The sequence below is a fragment of the Caballeronia sp. HLA56 genome (assembly GCF_054655155.1).
On sequence record NZ_BAAHOB010000002.1, the window covers coordinates 345,026 to 362,770 of the forward strand.

The following is a 17,745-nucleotide window of genomic DNA, read 5'->3' on the forward strand; positions in this document are numbered from 1 at the left end:
TATAGAGGACGTGGCGCGTTCAAACGAAAAAGGTATCGACGAGCAGTTTCACGTTGAGCACGACGATCACCGCCGCAACCAGCCACGCCAGCGCGGCGGTCCAGCGCGAAACGACGAAAACACCTAATTTGCGTCGGTCCGAAACGAATCGGACGAGCGGGATGACGGCAAAAGGCAATTGCATCGACAGGATCACCTGACTCAGGACGAGCAGATGCGTCGTGCCCTTCTCTCCATACAGCGCGGTAACGACAACGACCGGCACGATAGCAAGACCTCGCGTGATGAGCCGTCGCGCCCAGTTCGGAATGCGCAGTCGCAGAAAACCTTCCATGACGATTTGGCCGGCGAGCGTCGCGGTGACGGTCGAGTTCAGGCCCGACGCGAGCAGCGCGACCGCGAACAAGGTCGATGCAATGCCGAAACCCAAAAGCGGCGACAAGAGCCGGAACGCTTCCTCGATCTCGACGACTTCAAAATGGCCCTTCGCGTGGAACACGGCGGCGGCCACGATCAGGATCGCCGCGTTGACGAAGAGCGCGAGGGTCAGCGCAATCGTGCTGTCGATGGTCGCGAAACGGATCGCCTCGCGGCGGGCGGGAATCGAATCGCCGAACGCGCGCGTCTGCACCACCGAAGAATGCAGATACAGGTTGTGCGGCATGACCGTCGCGCCGAGGATGCCAATGGCCACGTACAGCATTTCGCGATTCGTCACGATTTCCGTCGATGGCACGAAGCCGCGCATAACCTCGCCCCAAGGTGGCGCGGCTGCGGCGATCTGCAAGGCAAAGCAGCCTGCTATCACGACGAGCAACACGATGACGAACGCTTCGAGCAGGCGAAAACCCTTGTTGATCAGGAAGAGCAGCAGGAAAGCATCGAGCGCGGTGACGAGCGCGCCGGCGATCAACGGAATACCGAACAGCAACTTCAGCGCGATGGCCGTGCCGATGACTTCGGCCAGATCGCACGCGATGATCGCCGCCTCGCAGGCGAGCCAAAGTGCGAGATTCACCGGTTTCGAATAATGATCGCGGCACGCCTGCGCCAGATCGCGGCCGGTCGCGACGCCGAGGCGCACGGCAAGCGATTGCAGAAGAATCGCCATCAGATTGGAAAGAAGGATGACGGCGAGCAGTGTATAGCCGAAGCGCGATCCCCCCGCGATGTCCGTCGCCCAGTTGCCCGGATCCATATAGCCGACCGAGATCATGTAGCCTGGCCCGGCGAAAGCGAGAAAGCGCCTGAACCACCATCCGCCCACCGGCACGCGCACCGACGCGAAGACCTCCGGAAGACTCGGGCGGGGAGCGTCGTCCTCTCCCGATTGCTTCAACTCGGGGCGTCTGGGTCCGCGCATCGGCACGTCTCTCCTGAAAGTCCGCTATGAACGTGCTGGAAATATGCGCTTTGCGAATTGAACATTCAAGCTGACGGTTCGTTCGACATCGGCCTTCGAATCGCACAGTCTGATAAATCCACTTATCAGACTGTGCGATTTTCCTTGTCAAATTCGAAGCTGGTTGATAATCTTCCCGCAAATAGTTGAATACAAAGGGAAATCAAGCAGGATGGCAACAGCTAACCCGGCGAGTATAACCAATCCGGCTGCGGACACGCCCCGCTTTTCGCCCACGCGCCGCCTGACTCGCCAACACTTTGCGCTGTATCGCGGCTATTTAGATGGCGTCTCCGAAGCGAAACTTCACGCGTCTTACGGCGATGCCGGTACGGATGTCCGTACCACACGTCGGCTTATCGTCACGTTGCGCGACACGCTTTCGGTGCTGGCCCGACGCGCGCACGACACCGACGCCGCTTACCTCTTACGGTTGCGGCCGGGCAGTATCCCGCTTTTCGAGCCGCCACAATCGCAGGACACGCCATCGCTCGATGAATACCGCGAGCGGATCGACCCCGACGGCGTCTATAGCGAAGCCGAATTATTAGCGCTCTACGAGGAAGAATATCCGCCCGGAGCCACACCGGCGCTGGATCGGCGGGCTTCCCGCAATCTCCGGCTGCGACGGCGGCAGACCGACGCGCTATCGCGAATGGAGGCAAGTCTCGCGCAAGAGCCACGGCCGGATCACCCGCTGGACGGCTGGTTCGAACCGGTTGTGACGGCGCGGCTCGCGGCGGCCGGGCTTTCCACCGTCGGGGACGTCGTTTCGCTGATCGAAACCCGGCGCCACCGCTGGTACACGGTGGTTCCGCGACTCGGGCCGAAAGGCGCGCAGCGAATCGTGGACTGGTTGCAGCTTCACGCGCACTCGCTTAGCCATACTTTTTCACCGTTGGCTCTTGTGCCGCGGCGCGATTGGCCGAGTGACGCATCGGCACGAGGTTCGGAATGGACTGGGTCGCGGGACGAGACGCTTCGGATTGTCCCGCTCGAAGCGCTGCGAGTTCCCGCGGCGCTCGATGGGTCGAAGGGGACGAATCGACGGCCGTCAGAATTTGGCACGGATCTGCAGGCAATCCACGCGTGGCTCGCCGCGCGAACGGCCAGCGCGCACACGCAAAGGGCTTATCGCCGGGAAGCAGAACGGTTGCTGCTCTGGGCCTTGGTGGAAAAACACAAGCCGATGTCGTCTTTGGACGAGGCCGACTGCAACGAGTACATCACGGCTTTTTTACCGAATCCGCAGCCTTCCGCGCGCTGGGTGGCAAAAGGTCGCGTCGATCGATGCCTTTCGAGCTGGCGGCCTTTTGCCGGGCCACTTTCTGATCGAAGCCGGGAATCCGCGCGCGCAATTTTAAGCGCGATGGGCGCGTGGCTAGAGGCGCAGGGGTATCTGGCGACAAACCCATTTATTGCACAGACGCGTGTGGCCGAGCCGCCGGTCTTCGACGCCGTGGACCGCTCACTCGATACGGATCAGTGGCAGATTGTGCTGCAGTCGGTATCGCGCGATGTCTATGGTTTCGCCGAGCATCGTGACCGCTTGGCGCTGCTTTTGGCGTATGCCACCGGCATGCGTCGGGGAGAACTAGCCGCAGCGACCACGGACGCGCTATCGGTCGGACGGCTTTCCGGCGTTGCCGGTCCGATCTGGCGAGTAAGCGTCGCGCGTCAGCGCGGCGAACCAAGAACAGTGTTTTTGCCGCCGGCCGTTGCGGAAGCGCTGATCGAAAATCTGGCGCTTCGCGGTTTGTCTGATCCCTTGGCCTGTCCAGAAGGCACGCCGATTCTCGCGCAGACTCGCGGCGGCAATGCACTTGGGCCGGATGGCATCGGCAAACTGTTCAAGCGGGTGTTCGCAAATGCGGCCGCTCTCGCCGAGGGTCATGTGCCCGGCTCCGGAAAGCGCCTCGCACAGGCCAGCACTCATTGGATTCGACACACGCACTCCATTCATGCGCTCACGCACGGCGCAGCGTTACCGGAGGTCAGCGCTAACTTGGGTCATTCGAAACTTTCGACGACGAAGGTTTACCTGGAAAATCAGGATTCGTCCAAACTACTAGGCGTCGAACGATTGATTCGGAGGGCAACATTCGCCGCTCAAGGGCCCTTGTCGACTGATTCGCTGCCCGTCAAGTAAACGTCGTGTTGTAAAAACGCCCGAGTTTGGGATAAAACAACTTCAGAGTTTACTTGAGGTTTACCGGTTGGCCGTTTATTCTTCGGTTTGCAGCATGTTTTCCACAAACCGAAGAATCTATAGCTTACTCAGGCCCGCCAGTGACCGCGAATTCAATGCTAAGCGCTCGGCTTCCCGAAGTCGATCAATCCGTCTCAATCGAGACGCTCTTGGGAGTGGCCGCCCAAGCCACTGACATTCTTAATCAGATCCGCGACGCAATGCTGGAGCCGTATCCCCGCAAAAGCGCGCCGACTTTCACGAGTGCTCAGGTGGCCTCGCTTTGCGGAGTCGATAAGCAGCGGTTTCAGTACCTCACAACCAAGGGTGAACTTCCCGCTGGAACGTCGAAAGGCGCCGGCCGGAGCAAGGAGTTCACGCTTGAAGAAACGTTGACGTGGATTCGGGCTACCAAGGATCGAGCGCGAAGACCCGAGGGTAAACGCGGACGTATCGTTACTGTCGCGAACTTCAAAGGTGGTGTTGCGAAAACCACTACCGCAGTATCCGCCGCCCAGGCGCTCACTCTGCTCGGGCGGCGCGTGCTGGTAATCGATTGCGACCCGCAAGGCACGACTACGCAGCTTTGCGGCTGGGCACCGGATGCAGAGATCTCCGACGATCAGACGCTCCTTCCACTTATATACGGCGATCAGCAAACGCTGCACTACGCGGTGCAGGAGACCTATTGGCACAACCTGGATCTCGTCCCGGCGTCATCGTCCTTGTTTGACGCCGAGTTCGAGATTCCGGCCAAGGTTCTCAACGACAGCACGTTCGAGTTTTGGGAGATTTTGCGCAAAGGCCTGTTGCCGCTGACGGCGGAGTATGACGCCGTTGTTATCGATACGCCGCCAGCGCTTAGTTATCTCACGATCAACGCCCTGCTCGCCTCCGACGCAATCTTGCTGCCCTGCCCGCCCGAAGCACTCGACTTTGCGAGCTCTACACAATTCTGGCATCTGTTCGCGGACATAGCGAAGAAACTGCCCGGCGTGCTCGAACAGAAGCGCTTCGACTTCGTCAATGTGATTCTGACCAAGGCAAAGTCCGACGATGTGTCGCGCGTCGTGCGCGGCTGGCTTCAGAAAGCTTATGGGGATCGCGTCCTTCCGTTTGAGATTCCCGAGTCGACGGTACCGAAGGGCGCTTCTGCTCAGCTGTCCACGGTCTATGACTTGTCGAAGCCCGACGGAAGCACTGCCGCGTACAACCGGTTCAAAGAGCCGCTCGATCGGCTCGCCGAACATCTCGACGCGCAGTTCGTCCGCGCCTGGAATCAATCGGAGGCTTAAATGGGTATCGGCGACAGACTGCTGGCAAAAACTGCAAACATCGGAACCAAGCCGGCCGAGCCAAATCAGCCGCGTGTCACGAGCACGGAGGCGCGGACGTCACCCGGAAGGTTGATGGACGCGCAGCATCGCATCAACACGGCGCAGGCGCGCATCAAAGAATTGGAAACGCAACTCGAAGAGCGGGCCGCCTTGGAAGTACCGCTTGACGCGCTGATCGAGGTCAGCGGGCGGCGGCGGAAGCTGACCAGCGAACAGTTCCAGGAACTGAAGAGCAACCTTTCCCAGCACGCTCTCGCAACGCCAATTTTGGTGCGCACGCTTACCGATGGGCGTTATGAAATCGTGGCTGGTCACAACCGTGTGGCCGCATATCGCGAGCTTGGTCGCAACACTATCCGCGCTAACGTGGCGTCGATCGAAGAAGGTGAAATTGAATTTGCGGCGTTCTTCTCGAACCTGCTTTCACCTTCTCTGACCGACTTCGAGAAGTATTGGAATTTCAAACGCCTGCAGGAGCTGAGCGGGCTTTCGCGCACCGAAATTTCGGAAAGCGCGGGACTTAGCAAAAGCCACGTTACCCGCATTTTTTCGTTCGACGCTCTGCCAGAGGCTGCAAAAGCGGCGCTTGCGGAAAAGCCGGAAAGACTCGGCAGCAATGCTGCACAAAAGCTCGCCGCTTTAACTGAGGCAGGCAAAGCGGAAAAGGTCGTTGAAGCAGTTCGCCGATTGATTGATGACGAAAACTTCACGCAAGACAAAGCAGTGGCGCTGGCGGCAGAGAAGCCTAAGGCGGTCGCACCTAGTACTACTGTTGTTCGCGCGGGACGGAGAAAAGTCTGCGAGGTCTCAACGAGGAACGGCGTAGTCGGAGTTCGATTCTTCGAGAACGACGCAGGTGACGCCGAGCAATGGGGGCAACGAATTGCAGACTTCATCAACAAGACGTTGACCGAAACCGAAAGGAACTGAGGCTCTAAAAGATTTTAGTTTCAAATCAACGAGTTACTTCAAGCTTAGATGGCGCCAACCGATGAGCCTACTAGAAACTCGTTAATAATCAATCACTTGAAAAATATAAACGCGAGGCAACGATGTAAGTAATTTGCGTTAGAAAGACAAAAGCCTTCGGCGCCAACCGAAGGCTTTTGAATTCGGGCTCAACTGCTGCTCGCCCGGTCCGCTTCCCGACGCCAATCGGGTCACGAAGTACACAGATCGAAGTTTAGCGGATCGCGATCGGCAGTCAAGCGTTTGTCCTCCATTTTCAAAAATGGATGTACTTGACATGCATATCGCGCAACTTTCCGTTGCAGGCGAGGACTTTTCTCGCCTCGAAAACCACGAATTATCCGAGAACTTTGCGGACCAACAAGCGCTCGATGATTACGCTTGCGATCGGTCCAATCTTCCCTGGGTCATCTTTCGAGCCGCTCACCGAGCGAATCATCTCGCCGCACTGCCTGCCCGCGCTCGAGCCCTACTCGCCGCTCTGGCTCGCACTGTCGACGCACGTCGTCCCTACGCGGCAATCTTCGCTCGCCGTGAATTGCTAACCGGCCGCGCAATGCAGTCTATGCGTACGTTCTATCGAAGCCTTGAGGATCTGGAGAAGGAAGGCTTGATTGCACGCCCTCCGCAGACTCGCTACGGCGCCGCTGGGCTGTTCGGACGTGCCTATCTACATCTCACCCCAAAGATCGTTACGCTTCTGGGTCTTGTTGAGCCAGGTAGCGATACGACAACTCAGGCTCAAAATTTAAACGAGCCGAAATCAAACCGCGAGCAACCTTCTTCCTTGGCCTCGCCGTCTGCCACGGTGGCAGACGGCACTATATATAAGGATCTATACCCTACTAATCAAAAGAGACAACCAGGAAAGCTCCCCGCGGACCTCGAACGCCTGCGCGGTCTGGGCTTTCGTCATTTCCTGATCTTCCGGCTCATGCGCGAAGCGTCTGAACACGCAAAGCGTCTGTCCGATGTAGTCGAAGCCTCCTGGAAACACCTCCAACGGGCGAAGCATCCGATCAGCTATCTTCGGGCACTACTTCGTGCCCCCGTCGACTTTGCATACCGCGTGCGGACCATTCACGAAGGACACGTTGAGACGCAAACTCAAATTGCTCGCGACATCGAACTGCAAAGAGCCTCTGCCGAACTTGCCGGTCAATCTTTTGTGAGCCATGACGGAGCAAGAACATTCCTCGTTTCTGAGGACGCAAAATCCGTCACCACGCATCATCGCAACGAGCGACACTCCCGCACTAGGGCAGGCGCCTGGGCGACCGACCTCCTCGCGGCCATCAAAGCCGGGAAGATCGTTCCGCACAGATCTGATGCGCCGCCAGCGCAAGGTTCGCGCTCTAAATCTCAAATCGATGACACGCATGACCTAAAGACGTCGACTTGCTCGCACGCGGCGCAGTCGCGCTTGAAAGCGCTGAAGTTGCTCATACTTGCTAAACAGGCCGAAGGGCCAAATGGACTGCCAAGAGCGTTGAACAGTGCGTCCGTCATCGAAAAGGCGAGCATCGAACAAGTGCCAGCGCGTACGCGAATCTCGAGCCTTGTCGCCGACACTGGCTATATTGGAGCCCAAGCTGGCATATTGAAAAAACAGCCCACATCGTAACGAATGCTGATATAGTCTAAGGTTGCGCCCGCTAGGGCGAATGGAAGGTGCAGTACGTCGAACTAGACGGGACTGTGCATTTTGCTCGAAGCGATTTTCAGCCACCCGTCCATATAGAGTCAGCAGTCTCGGCAACGAAAAGCGTGCGCCGAATGCTTACCAAAGTCAGCGAGCCTTTTTGCTCGCGCACGGACCTGTCATCGTCGAGCAAACCTGTCGAGGAGAAAGTATGGCAAGTTTTGATCGGGAAGATTCGGAGCTGGATATTGTCGCGCCGGCGCGCAGGTCCGCGGGTCGACGGGCAGGGAAGGGTAAGGGCCAGACCGGCACGATGCAGCCCGATGTCCCCACGACGGCGGAGCAGGAAGAGGAGCGTCAGCGCCAAATGCGCGCGCTCATTCAGTTGGGCAAGGAGCGGGGGTATTTGACCCACGCCGAAATCAATGACCACTTGCCTGACAACTTCGCGCAAACTGCGGCGATGGAAACCATCGTTAGCACGTTCAACGACATGGGCGTCGCGGTGTATGAGCAAGCGCCCGATGCTGAAACACTGCTTTTGAGCGATAACGCGCCTGCTGTCGTCGCCGATGAACAGTCGGAAGAAGAAGCCGAGAACGCGCTGCAAACCGTCGATTCCGAGTTCGGCCGCACGACGGACCCCGTTCGCATGTATATGCGTGAAATGGGTGCAACCGAACTGTTGACGCGCGCTGGCGAAATCGCCATTGCGAAGCGCATTGAAGATGGCTTGCATGAAATGATTCAGGCCATCGCTGCGTGCCCGTCCACGGTCGCCACTATTCTTGCGGACGCGGCTCAGGTCGAATCGGGTGAGATCAAGATCGACGAACTCGTCGACGGTCTGAAGGAAGACGATACGGTAGAAGAAGATATTTCGGCATCCGATACATCGGACACTTCCGAGATTGATACGGACACCGACGAATCCGGCGACGATGAAGACTCCGAAGACGACCTCGAAGGCGGCGATTCCGCTGCATCGAATGAAGCGCGATTGAAGCAGCTCAAAGCGGATTGCCTGGAAGTTTTCGCGCGCGTGAGCGAGCTTGCCGAGCAAGCAAGCAGTCCGAAGAGTTCAGGCGCCGCGGCTTCGAAGGCCGTCGAACGGGCACGCACGGAGATTCAACGCGAGCTCGGTTCAATTCGCTTCACGGCGAAGACCATCGACCGTTTGTGCGCGGACGTCCAGCAGCAGGTTGCGCAAGTTCGCGAGATCGAGCGTCGCGTGCTGCAAATCGCGGTAGATCGTTGCGGCATGCCGCGCGACAAGTTCGTCGAATCGTTCCCTGGCAACGAGACCGATCTCGAATGGACGGCGCGCACGGCGGCGGCTTCGCGTCAATACGGCGCGTCGCTCGAGCGCAGTTTGCCGGCCATTCAGGCCGAACAGCAAAAGCTCATCGACATCGAAGCGCGTGTTGCCTTGCCGCTCAAGCAGCTCAAGCAGATCAATCGTCAGATGACGGCTGCCGAGTTGAAGATGCGTCAGGCCAAGCGTGAAATGATCGAGGCAAATCTGCGTCTCGTGATTTCGATTGCGAAGAAGTACGTCAACCGCGGCATGCAGTTTCTCGACTTGATTCAGGAAGGCAATATCGGCTTGATGAAGGCAGTGGACAAGTTCGAATATCGTCGTGGCTGGAAGTTTTCGACGTATGCAACCTGGTGGGTTCGTCAGGCTGTGACGCGTTCGCTTGCCGATCAGGCGCGCACGATTCGCGTGCCGGTTCACATGATCGAAACGATCAACAAGCTGAACCGCATTTCGCGTGAAATCCTGCAGCAGACGGGACAGGAAGCGCATCCGTCGGTGCTCGCGGAACGCATGGAAATGCCGGAAGAGAAGATTCGCGGCATCCTGAAGATTGCGAAGCAACCTGTGTCGCTCGAAACGCCGGTCGGTGAAGATGCCGACGCGACGCTCGGTGACATGATCGAGGACCAAGGCGCGGCATCGCCGGCGGATGCGGCCGTGCACGCGAATATGCGCGCCGCAATCGACGATGCGCTCAATGCGCTTTCGCCGCGTGAAGCGAAGGTTCTGCGCATGCGCTTTGGTATCGATACGGCGTCCGACTACACGCTCGAAGAATTGGGCAAGCAGTTCGATGTGACGCGCGAGCGTATTCGCCAGATCGAAAGCAAGGCAATGCGCAAGCTCATGCATCCGAGCCGCGCGGACAAGCTGCGTCCTTTCCTGGATCGCTGATCGTTTTAAGGGCTGTTGAGGCATCGAAACGCGCCGCCAGTTTTGGCGGCGCGTTTTTTTCGTCCGCGATTTTCTCAACCGTGCGATGTACCTTTCGGCGCCGACGTCGATGAACACGTCTGCAACGCGTCGATTGCCTTATGCGCAAGGTTGAGCGTTTCCTCACACGCACGAGTGTTGGCGAATATCGAGCAGCCGCCGCCCGCATCGATTTTCGATACCGCTTTGCGCACCCGATCCAGCGCAAGTTGCGGCGACCCGGTGTCCTTGATGATGCCAGCCAGATCGAACGCGCTGCCGGCGCCGGTTTCGACGTAACCCGGACACTGCGTTTCCGCATGAGCGACCACGCAAATCAACGCAAGCACGGCAACGGCGAATCGGCGGCCGGGCCGCGTCGCGGTTTGGGAACAGGAAATAACATTCATGGGTTGCCGGCTCCCGAAACGGTCGCATTGAAAAGGCGCGCTTCGCTTTTTATCCACATCCGCACTGGACAGGCTTGTGGATAACCTGAGCAACGTCGGTGCAAACTGTTGATGCAAAACGCTTTTAACCCGACGTCTGATTTTCGCGCGATGCCCCACATTGTGGACCTGTCCCAGCGAACGCGTCTAACGTGTCAAAAAGCTGCGACTGGCACGCGCGTTCGCCCTTAACCGTTTCCGCACGATTTCGGCAATATCGTCAGCGACGGTTGATCAAGCAAAAATCCAACGATCACACGCGCTTCGGCATCTCTAGTCCACGTTGAACCGCCGGGCGCGCGAGGAAGACATCGAGCACGCGCATTACGTTCGCGAAATCGTCGAAACCGACGAGATCGCGTGCTTCATAAAATCCGACTAGATTGCGAATCCACGGAAACGTCGCGATATCGGCGATGCTGTACTCATTCCCCGAAATCCAGTCGCGGCCGGCGAGGTGTTTGTCGAGGACTGCGAGCAGGCGTTTCGCTTCGGCGACGTAGCGATCGCGCGGACGCTTGTCCTCGTATTCCTTGCCGGCAAATTTATTGAAGAATCCGACCTGGCCGAACATCGGGCCGACACCGCCCATCTGGAACATCAGCCATTGAATGGCTTCGTAGCGTTGCGCCGGGTCTGCCGGAACGAATTGGCCGCTTTTATCGGCGAGATAAATCAGAATCGCCCCGGATTCGAAAAGCGGCAGCGGTTGACCGTTCGGACCGTTCGGATCGATGATCGCGGGAATCTTATTGTTCGGATTCAACGACAGGAATTCGGGCGACATTTGATCGTTGGTATCGAATCGCACGAGATGCGGCTCGTAAGGCAGCCCTGTCTCTTCCAGCATGATCGACACCTTCACGCCATTGGGCGTCGGTAGCGAGTAAAGCTGAATGCGTTCGGGGTGTTGTGCTGGCCACTTCTGGGTGATCGGAAAATCGACTAAAGAAGTCATGCTGGTTCCAGAAGAAAAGAATTGCTCAATATAGCCGATGGTAATCAACAGCTCGCATCATTAGCTGGCCTGGGCGCTTGCAATTACTTCTATCCAAAGGTCCCGTTGTTTCGCCGACGCGCACTCGGGCCGACTGTCGTTGCACATGCAACTTTGTCGTCCAAACCCAAACACATCGGGTATCGAAGCAATTCAATCGCGCTTACAAAACCGCACGAATCAACTACACGCGCAATTGTAAAAACCACAGCGAAGACAAGCAGTTAGCGCACACCACCGTCACGACTCACCGCCCAGGCAACCGCAAACAAAGACAAACTAAAAAATTGGCTTGCTTATTGCATTACACAAAACGTAGTCCACGCCGTGTCGATCAACTCAACCGTTGAATTGCTGCTGCCATGAAAACCGTCCCTTTCGCCACGCTTACCGTCCTTGCCGCACTCGCCGGCGCGCTGATACCCGGCCTCTCGACTGCCCGTCCGCTCGAAGGCCAGCTCGACTGCCAATCCAGCGCGCATCGCTTCATCGCGCCACTGCGCGACGACCGCTCGATCGACGCTTCGCCGATGCGCGTCGAAGCCAACTCGGTCAACGCGTTCAAGCCGACTCAAGGCAGCGAACTCACGGCCTACGGGTTTCGCGTATATGCCGTGCTCGGCTACGAACAGGGCGATGCCATGTTCAAGCAGGGCAACGGCCGTCCGATCAACGACTCGGCTTACGGCGTCGTCGTGCTCGGCGCGAAAGATACGGTCGAGGATCGCGTGCGCGAATCCGGCAGCAACGCAATCGTCCATGAAGTCGTGCCGATGATGATGACCGTCGTCTTCTGCGATGGCAGCAACATGCGCAACGCCGCGCGCACGGTGGCGACGGAAGCATCGAGTAATCGTTGAAACGTCTTTGAAAGCGCTCGCTGAAAAGCGCCGCGCTTGTCTCCGCATTCGTCGATAATGTTCTTCCAATCGCGCGATGCACTCACAAGGGTGCGCGCGCACCACAACAGGAGAACGCCGACATGTCCGACGCAGTGAATCAGCAGAAGCGCATTGCCATCGTCACCGGAGCAGGGAGCGGCATCGGCCGTGCGGCGGCGCTTGCTCTACTCGGCGACGGCTGGTCGGTCGTGCTCGCGGGCCGACGCGCTGCGCCGCTCGAAGCGGTCATCGGCGAAGCCGACGCAAGCGAACGCGCGCTTGCCGTTCCGACGGATGTCTCCGATCCGCAATCGGTCGAAAAGCTCTTTGCGGCGGCGGTCGAGCGCTTCGGACGCGTCGATTTGCTGTTCAACAACGCGGGCGTGAGCAATCCGCCGGGACCGTTCGAAGAATGGACGCCCGAGCAATGGCAAGGCGTGGTGAACGTCAATCTGAACGGCATGTTCTATTGCCTGCAACAGGCGTTCCGGACGATGCGCGCGCAAACACCGCGAGGCGGCCGCATCATCAACAACGGTTCCATTTCGGCGAGCGCACCGCGTCCGAATTCGGCCGCCTACACGGCGACCAAGCACGCGGTCGGTGGACTGACGAAATCCGCATCGCTCGATGGCCGCAAGTACGACATCGCGGTCGGTCAAGTGGATGTCGGCAACGCACTGACGGATCTGTCCGAGCGCATGTCGCGCGGCGTGCCGCAGGCGAACGGCGAGACCGCCATCGAACCGATGATGGACGTGAAGATTGTCGGCCAATCGGTGCTTTACATGGCGAATCTGCCGCTCGAAGCCAACGTACTGTTCCATACCGTGATGGCGACCAAGATGCCGTTCGTCGGTCGCGGCTGATTCAGTCGAACGCGCCTTTCATGTGGTGCGATACCAGACGCGAATGCCCGAGTACCAATGGCTGACGCTGGTATCGTCGCCCGCGCCGAACGTCGAGAGGCTCTCGACGTTCAGTACATCCACACCGTTTTCCTTGATCCACCGGTTCGCGCGCTCGACCAGCGTCGCACCGTTCTCATACACGTTGCCTTTGATCAGGTGATGCTGCACGACTTGCCGCTCGAAGTCTTCGTAGGCGATTTTTGCCATCGCTCGTCTCCTGTTTTTCCACGTTGATTGCTGCGGCGCAACCAGTGCGCTGCATGACGCGTCCTGCCGATTCGAGCATCATATGGCCTGAACGACGCCGCGCGCGGAGCGGTTTACCCGCGGTCGCACGACCGTGCGCGAGCGACAAAAGACGCCAGCCAACGAGCGTCCGGGCACGAGACACCCAGGAGAGCACGCATGGACATGCGGCAACGCGAGCACATCGAGGCAGTCGTCGCGGCGACGACGCGCGCGCAGGTTCTGGCGCCTGCGCGCACGCAGGAAAGCATCATTCAGACTTCATGGCGTCGTTGCGTTCATCAATACGGGCTCGATCCGTCGCGCATGCAGGAAGCGCGCATCCTGACGCAGACGCGCTTGCGAGAGCATCAGCAACGGATCGACGATTTCGCACGCATCGCTCGACATGGACTGGAAACACTTTACGAGCAGGTCGCGGGGATGGGTTACGTCGTGCTGCTGACGGACGCGCTCGGCGTGACGGTCGATTACATTGGCGACGCGAACGCCGATACGGCCTTGCGTCGTGCCGGGCTCTATCTCGGCGCGGAATGGAGCGAGGACGGCGCGGGCACGTGTGCGGTCGGCACTGCGCTCGCGACGGGGCAGGCGCTGACCGTGCATCAGATCGATCACTTCGACGCCACGCATATTCCGCTGACTTGCACGGCCGCGCCGCTCTTCGATTCGCGCGGCGCGCTCACCGCGATCCTCGACATCTCCGCGCTGACTTCACCGCAAGCGCGCGACAGCCAGAACCTCGCGCTGCAACTCGTGCGCATCTACGTGCGGCATATCGAGAACGCGATTTTTCTGCGCACGCATAGGCAGGACTGGATTCTCAAGCTCAACACATCGCCCGAATTCGTCGATGTCGATCCTGAATATCTGATCGCGCTCGATGAGGGCGGGCGCATCGTCGGACATAACCGGCGCGCGCACGAAATGCTGGCGGCCGAGATCGGGAAGCCTATCGCGCCGGGAGAAACGGCGGCGTCGCTTCTCGGCATGCGTTTCGATGCGCTCTTCGAAGCGCGTCTGGAAGATTTGAGCCGTTTCGTCTATTCGCGGCCGAGCGAACTGCGCGCGCTGCCGCTTGCGCGCAGCGGCGCGCTGCTTTATCTGAGCGTGATGCCGCCCGCGCCATGTTTCGCGCCATCGACGCAAGAAAAATCCGCAGGCGCGCCCGGCATTCCCGCGCCGCTGGCCGCCCTCGGCCGCGGCGATCCCGCGCTTGCGCGGCAACTCGAACGCGCCGCCAAACTCGTCGATTCGCCGATCAATCTGCTCGTGAACGGCGAAACCGGCAGCGGCAAGGAATTCTTCGCGAAGGCGCTGCATCGCGCGAGTGCGCGGCGCGCGGGTCCGTTCGTCGCGGTGAACTGCGCGGCGATACCGGAGACGCTCATCGAAAGCGAATTGTTCGGGCATCTGCCGAACAGCTTTTCCGGCGCGGGTCCAAAAGCAAAGCGCGGCCTGATTCAGGAAGCCGATGGCGGCACGCTTTTCCTCGATGAAATCGGCGACATGCCGCGCGAGTTGCAATCTCGTCTCTTGCGCGTGCTGGCCGAAGGCGAAGTTCTGGCGATAGGCGCGTCGCGTCCGGTTTCCGTGGACGTGCGCGTAATTTCCGCGACGCATCATTCGCTCGACGCGCTGATGCAGGACGGCCGCTTTCGCGAAGACCTGTACTACCGTCTGAACGGCGCGCGCTTCGCGTTGCCGCCGCTGCGCGAACGATCCGATCTCGACTGGCTGATCCGCAAGTTCCTCGATGCCGATACCGCGCATGGTCCCGTCGCGTTGTCGCCGGCGGCGCGGGTTTGTTTGCATCGGCATGAGTGGCCGGGAAATCTGCGCGAGCTCAACAACGTGCTGCGCTACGCGCGCGCGGTGTGCGCGGATGGCGTGATCGAGGTGGCCGATCTGCCGGATGGATTCGTCGAATCGACCGCGCACGACGCCGCGCCGCAACCGCCGCATGCACATGTGGCCGACGAAGCGTTCGATACACATCGCCTGCCGCCCGAAGGCATGTTGCTGATGCAGTATCTGCGCGCGGCGAGCTGGAACCTGAGCGCCGTGGCTCGGCAGATCGGCGTGAGCCGCATGACGCTGTATCGGCGCATGGCGCGCTATGGCATTCGTTCGCCGAATCAACGTGACGCGGGCGAACGTTGAGCATCCGCATTTCGCGATACGCCTGTCCTCCATGAGACACCTGCCGCTGTGACACCTGTCACGGCGGCAGGTGTGCAACGTGCACTACCTCTCGTAAAACACCCGTTATTTCCGGGTAATCCCTCGCTATTCCAATTGGCATAGCGCTTGCCTTTACTCGCCTCACAACCATTCCAACGCCCGACGAAGCGTCTTTCTTTCGGCCAGGGTCAACGGAGACACCAGCATGCGTGACAGCGTCGAGCCGCTCGTCGGCATCATCGCCAATCCGGTTTCGGCGCGCGACATCCGGCGCGTGATCGCCAACGCGAACAGCCTGCAACTCGCGGATCGCGTGAATATCGTGCTGCGGCTCTTGTCGTCGCTTGCGGCGTGCGGCGTCGAGCGCGTCCTGATGATGCCGGATCGCGAAGGGCTCAAGGTCATGCTCGCGCGTCATCTCGCGCGCAAGCATGGGCACGACGCGGATCTCGCGAGCGTCGAATTCCTCGATATGCCCGTGACCGCGCGGGTCGACGACACCTTTCGCGCGGCGCGCATGATGCAGGACGCGGGCGCGGCGGCGCTCATCGTGCTGGGCGGCGACGGCACGCATCGCGCGGTGGTGCGCGAGTGCGGCGCGGTGCCGCTCGCGGGTTTATCGACGGGCACGAACAACGCCTACCCGGAAATGCGCGAGCCGACCATCTCCGGGCTCGCCACGGGTCTTTACGCCACCGGCCGCATTCCGGCCGCGCAGGCGCTCATGTCGAACAAGCGCCTCGACATCGACATACGCGATCAGAACGGCGCCGTGCGCCATGACATCGCGCTCGTCGATGCCGTCATCTCGCACGAAAAATTCGTCGGCGCACGCGCGCTCTGGAAGATCGACACGCTCGCGGCCGTCTACGTGTCTTATGCCGATCCGCAGGCCATCGGCATGTCGGCCATCGCGGGCTTGCTCGAACCAATCGGCCGTCACGAGCCGGGCGGCCTCGCCGTCGAACTGGCCGCATCCGGCAAGGGCGAATTCGAACTTTGCGCGCCCATTGCGCCGGGCTTGATGGAGCGCGTGCCGATCGCAAGCTGGCAGCGCCTGGCCGATGGCGTGCCGCAACGCGTCAAGCAGCGCGCGGGCATCGTCGCGCTGGACGGCGAGCGCGAGCTTGCTTTCGGCCCCGGCGACGAAGTGACCATCACCTTGCGTGAGAACGCGTTTCGCAGCATCGATGTCGCCGCGTGCATGCGCTATGCCGCGCGCGCCGGACTCATGCGCTTATCCGGCAACACTGCCAGCACCGTCGTTTAACCCGATCGAAGGAGACAGACATGACATCGTCGCAAACCCCGCAGCATGCGGGAGGCTTGCCGTTATCGAAGGAAGAACTGCTGAGTGTCTACCGCAAGATGCGCACGATCCGCGATTTCGAAGAGCGTCTGCACGTCGATTTCGGTCGCGGCGACATCCCCGGTTTCGTCCATCTCTATGCGGGCGAAGAGGCGGCGGGCGTCGGCATCATGCATCACCTGAACGACGGCGACCGCATTGCGAGCACGCATCGCGGACATGGGCACTGCATCGCGAAAGGCGTCGATCCCGTCGCGATGATGAAAGAGATCTACGGCAGAAAGGGCGGCTCGTGCAACGGCAAGGGCGGCTCCATGCATATCGCCGACCTGTCCAAAGGGATGATGGGCGCGAACGGCATTCTCGGTGCGGGCGCGCCATTGATCTGCGGCGCGGCGCTCGCGGCGAAGTTTCGCGGCAAGGGCGAAGTGGGCATCACCTTCGCGGGCGATGGCGCGTCGAACCAAGGCACCTTTCTCGAAAGCCTGAATCTCGCGGCGGTGTGGAATCTGCCGGTGATCTTCGTGATCGAGAACAACGGCTACGCGGAATCGACCGCGCGCGATTACGGCACGGCGGTGGATAGCTACGTGGATCGCGCGGCGGGCTTCGGCATTCCCGGCGTGACGGTGGATGGCACCGACTTCTTCGCGGTGCACGAAGCAGCGGGCGAAGTGATCCGCCGAGCGCGTGAAGGCGGCGGCCCGGCGCTGCTCGAATGCAAGATGATCCGCTTCTACGGCCACTTCGAAGGCGATGCGCAGACGTACCGCGCGCCCGGCGAACTCGACGATATCCGCTCGAACAAGGATTGCCTGAAGAAGTTCGCGAATGCCGTGACGCAAGCCGACGTGATCTCTCCCGGCGAACTCGATGCCATCGACCGCGAAGTCGCCGCGCTGATCGACCGCGCCGTGCAGGAAGCGAAGGACGCGCCACTGCCGGCCGCGGCCGACCTGCTCACCGACGTGTACGTGAAGTATTGATCGCCCATTCA

Annotated in this window: 14 protein-coding genes; 10 read left to right on the plus strand and 4 right to left on the minus strand. The window is 59.9% G+C overall.

The genetic code is table 11. The features are described from left to right. Nucleotides 1–19: 19 nt before the first annotated feature. Nucleotides 20–1,363 carry an Nramp family divalent metal transporter gene (locus ACYQ47_RS07985; RefSeq protein WP_310391584.1) on the minus strand — a complete coding sequence of 448 codons (1,344 nt, stop codon included), beginning with the start codon at nucleotides 1,361–1,363 and terminating at the stop codon, nucleotides 20–22. Nucleotides 1,364–1,574: 211 nt separating this feature from the next. Between ACYQ47_RS07985 and ACYQ47_RS07990 the strand changes: the two genes are divergently transcribed. The 5 genes from ACYQ47_RS07990 (at nucleotide 1,575) to rpoD (ending at nucleotide 9,753) form a co-directional block, all read left to right on the plus strand. Further along, nucleotides 1,575–3,551 carry a phage integrase family protein gene (locus ACYQ47_RS07990; protein WP_459905019.1) on the plus strand — a complete coding sequence of 659 codons (1,977 nt, stop codon included), beginning with the start codon at nucleotides 1,575–1,577 and terminating at the stop codon, nucleotides 3,549–3,551. 155 nt (nucleotides 3,552–3,706) lie between these two features. Beyond that, on the plus strand, nucleotides 3,707–4,885 hold the full coding sequence (locus ACYQ47_RS07995; protein WP_459905020.1) for a ParA family protein: 1,179 nt from the start codon (nucleotides 3,707–3,709) through the stop codon (nucleotides 4,883–4,885). Then, complete coding sequence (locus ACYQ47_RS08000) at nucleotides 4,886–5,857, plus strand: ParB/RepB/Spo0J family partition protein (RefSeq protein WP_459905021.1); 972 nt, start codon at nucleotides 4,886–4,888, stop codon at nucleotides 5,855–5,857. A 316-nt stretch (nucleotides 5,858–6,173) separates the two neighbouring features. After that, nucleotides 6,174–7,520, plus strand: a complete 1,347-nt coding sequence (locus ACYQ47_RS08005) for a replication protein O (protein ID WP_459905022.1) — start codon at nucleotides 6,174–6,176, stop codon at nucleotides 7,518–7,520. A gap of 229 nt (nucleotides 7,521–7,749) precedes the next feature. Next, complete coding sequence (gene rpoD / locus ACYQ47_RS08010; protein WP_459905023.1) at nucleotides 7,750–9,753, plus strand: RNA polymerase sigma factor RpoD; 2,004 nt, start codon at nucleotides 7,750–7,752, stop codon at nucleotides 9,751–9,753. Nucleotides 9,754–9,827: 74 nt separating this feature from the next. On the opposite strand, the gene ACYQ47_RS08015 is transcribed toward rpoD, so the two are convergent. Both ACYQ47_RS08015 and ACYQ47_RS08020 read right to left on the minus strand, forming a co-directional pair. Further along, nucleotides 9,828–10,181, minus strand: coding sequence for a hypothetical protein (locus ACYQ47_RS08015; RefSeq protein WP_250468939.1), 354 nt, complete (start codon nucleotides 10,179–10,181; stop codon nucleotides 9,828–9,830). A gap of 292 nt (nucleotides 10,182–10,473) precedes the next feature. Next, nucleotides 10,474–11,178, minus strand: coding sequence for a glutathione S-transferase N-terminal domain-containing protein (locus ACYQ47_RS08020; protein ID WP_459905024.1), 705 nt, complete (start codon nucleotides 11,176–11,178; stop codon nucleotides 10,474–10,476). Nucleotides 11,179–11,579: 401 nt separating this feature from the next. On the opposite strand from ACYQ47_RS08020, the gene ACYQ47_RS08025 reads away from it, so the two are divergent. Further along, complete coding sequence (locus ACYQ47_RS08025; protein WP_459905025.1) at nucleotides 11,580–12,077, plus strand: hypothetical protein; 498 nt, start codon at nucleotides 11,580–11,582, stop codon at nucleotides 12,075–12,077. A gap of 122 nt (nucleotides 12,078–12,199) precedes the next feature. Next, nucleotides 12,200–12,967 carry an SDR family oxidoreductase gene (locus tag ACYQ47_RS08030; protein WP_244829871.1) on the plus strand — a complete coding sequence of 256 codons (768 nt, stop codon included), beginning with the start codon at nucleotides 12,200–12,202 and terminating at the stop codon, nucleotides 12,965–12,967. An 18-nt stretch (nucleotides 12,968–12,985) separates the two neighbouring features. On the opposite strand, the gene ACYQ47_RS08035 is transcribed toward ACYQ47_RS08030, so the two are convergent. Further along, complete coding sequence (locus tag ACYQ47_RS08035; RefSeq protein WP_250468944.1) at nucleotides 12,986–13,216, minus strand: hypothetical protein; 231 nt, start codon at nucleotides 13,214–13,216, stop codon at nucleotides 12,986–12,988. Between the two features lie 198 nt (nucleotides 13,217–13,414). Here ACYQ47_RS08035 and ACYQ47_RS08040 point away from each other — a divergent pair, with 198 nt between their 5' ends. From ACYQ47_RS08040 to ACYQ47_RS08050, 3 genes are all read left to right on the plus strand, one after another. Further along, a complete protein-coding gene (locus tag ACYQ47_RS08040; protein ID WP_459905026.1) occupies nucleotides 13,415–15,418 on the plus strand; it encodes a sigma-54-dependent Fis family transcriptional regulator in 2,004 nt (667 codons plus the stop codon). Between the two features lie 226 nt (nucleotides 15,419–15,644). Continuing rightward, nucleotides 15,645–16,709, plus strand: coding sequence for an ATP-NAD kinase family protein (locus ACYQ47_RS08045; RefSeq protein WP_250468948.1), 1,065 nt, complete (start codon nucleotides 15,645–15,647; stop codon nucleotides 16,707–16,709). 20 nt (nucleotides 16,710–16,729) lie between these two features. Further along, nucleotides 16,730–17,734, plus strand: coding sequence for a thiamine pyrophosphate-dependent dehydrogenase E1 component subunit alpha (locus ACYQ47_RS08050; RefSeq protein ID WP_459905027.1), 1,005 nt, complete (start codon nucleotides 16,730–16,732; stop codon nucleotides 17,732–17,734). Nucleotides 17,735–17,745: the final 11 nt, after the last annotated feature.

Coding starts and splice junctions, on each gene's coding strand:
- ACYQ47_RS08000 (WP_459905021.1), top strand. CDS start 4,886: ATGGGTATCGGCGACAGACTGCTGGCAAAAACTGCAAACATCGGAACC.
- ACYQ47_RS08035 (WP_250468944.1), bottom strand. CDS start 13,216: ATGGCAAAAATCGCCTACGAAGACTTCGAGCGGCAAGTCGTGCAGCAT.
- ACYQ47_RS08030 (WP_244829871.1), top strand. CDS start 12,200: ATGTCCGACGCAGTGAATCAGCAGAAGCGCATTGCCATCGTCACCGGA.
- ACYQ47_RS08015 (WP_250468939.1), bottom strand. CDS start 10,181: ATGAATGTTATTTCCTGTTCCCAAACCGCGACGCGGCCCGGCCGCCGA.
- ACYQ47_RS07990 (WP_459905019.1), top strand. CDS start 1,575: ATGGCAACAGCTAACCCGGCGAGTATAACCAATCCGGCTGCGGACACG.
- ACYQ47_RS08005 (WP_459905022.1), top strand. CDS start 6,174: ATGCATATCGCGCAACTTTCCGTTGCAGGCGAGGACTTTTCTCGCCTC.
- ACYQ47_RS08045 (WP_250468948.1), top strand. CDS start 15,645: ATGCGTGACAGCGTCGAGCCGCTCGTCGGCATCATCGCCAATCCGGTT.
- ACYQ47_RS08020 (WP_459905024.1), bottom strand. CDS start 11,178: ATGACTTCTTTAGTCGATTTTCCGATCACCCAGAAGTGGCCAGCACAA.
- ACYQ47_RS08040 (WP_459905026.1), top strand. CDS start 13,415: ATGGACATGCGGCAACGCGAGCACATCGAGGCAGTCGTCGCGGCGACG.
- ACYQ47_RS07985 (WP_310391584.1), bottom strand. CDS start 1,363: ATGCGCGGACCCAGACGCCCCGAGTTGAAGCAATCGGGAGAGGACGAC.
- ACYQ47_RS08050 (WP_459905027.1), top strand. CDS start 16,730: ATGACATCGTCGCAAACCCCGCAGCATGCGGGAGGCTTGCCGTTATCG.
- ACYQ47_RS07995 (WP_459905020.1), top strand. CDS start 3,707: ATGCTAAGCGCTCGGCTTCCCGAAGTCGATCAATCCGTCTCAATCGAG.
- ACYQ47_RS08025 (WP_459905025.1), top strand. CDS start 11,580: ATGAAAACCGTCCCTTTCGCCACGCTTACCGTCCTTGCCGCACTCGCC.
- rpoD (WP_459905023.1), top strand. CDS start 7,750: ATGGCAAGTTTTGATCGGGAAGATTCGGAGCTGGATATTGTCGCGCCG.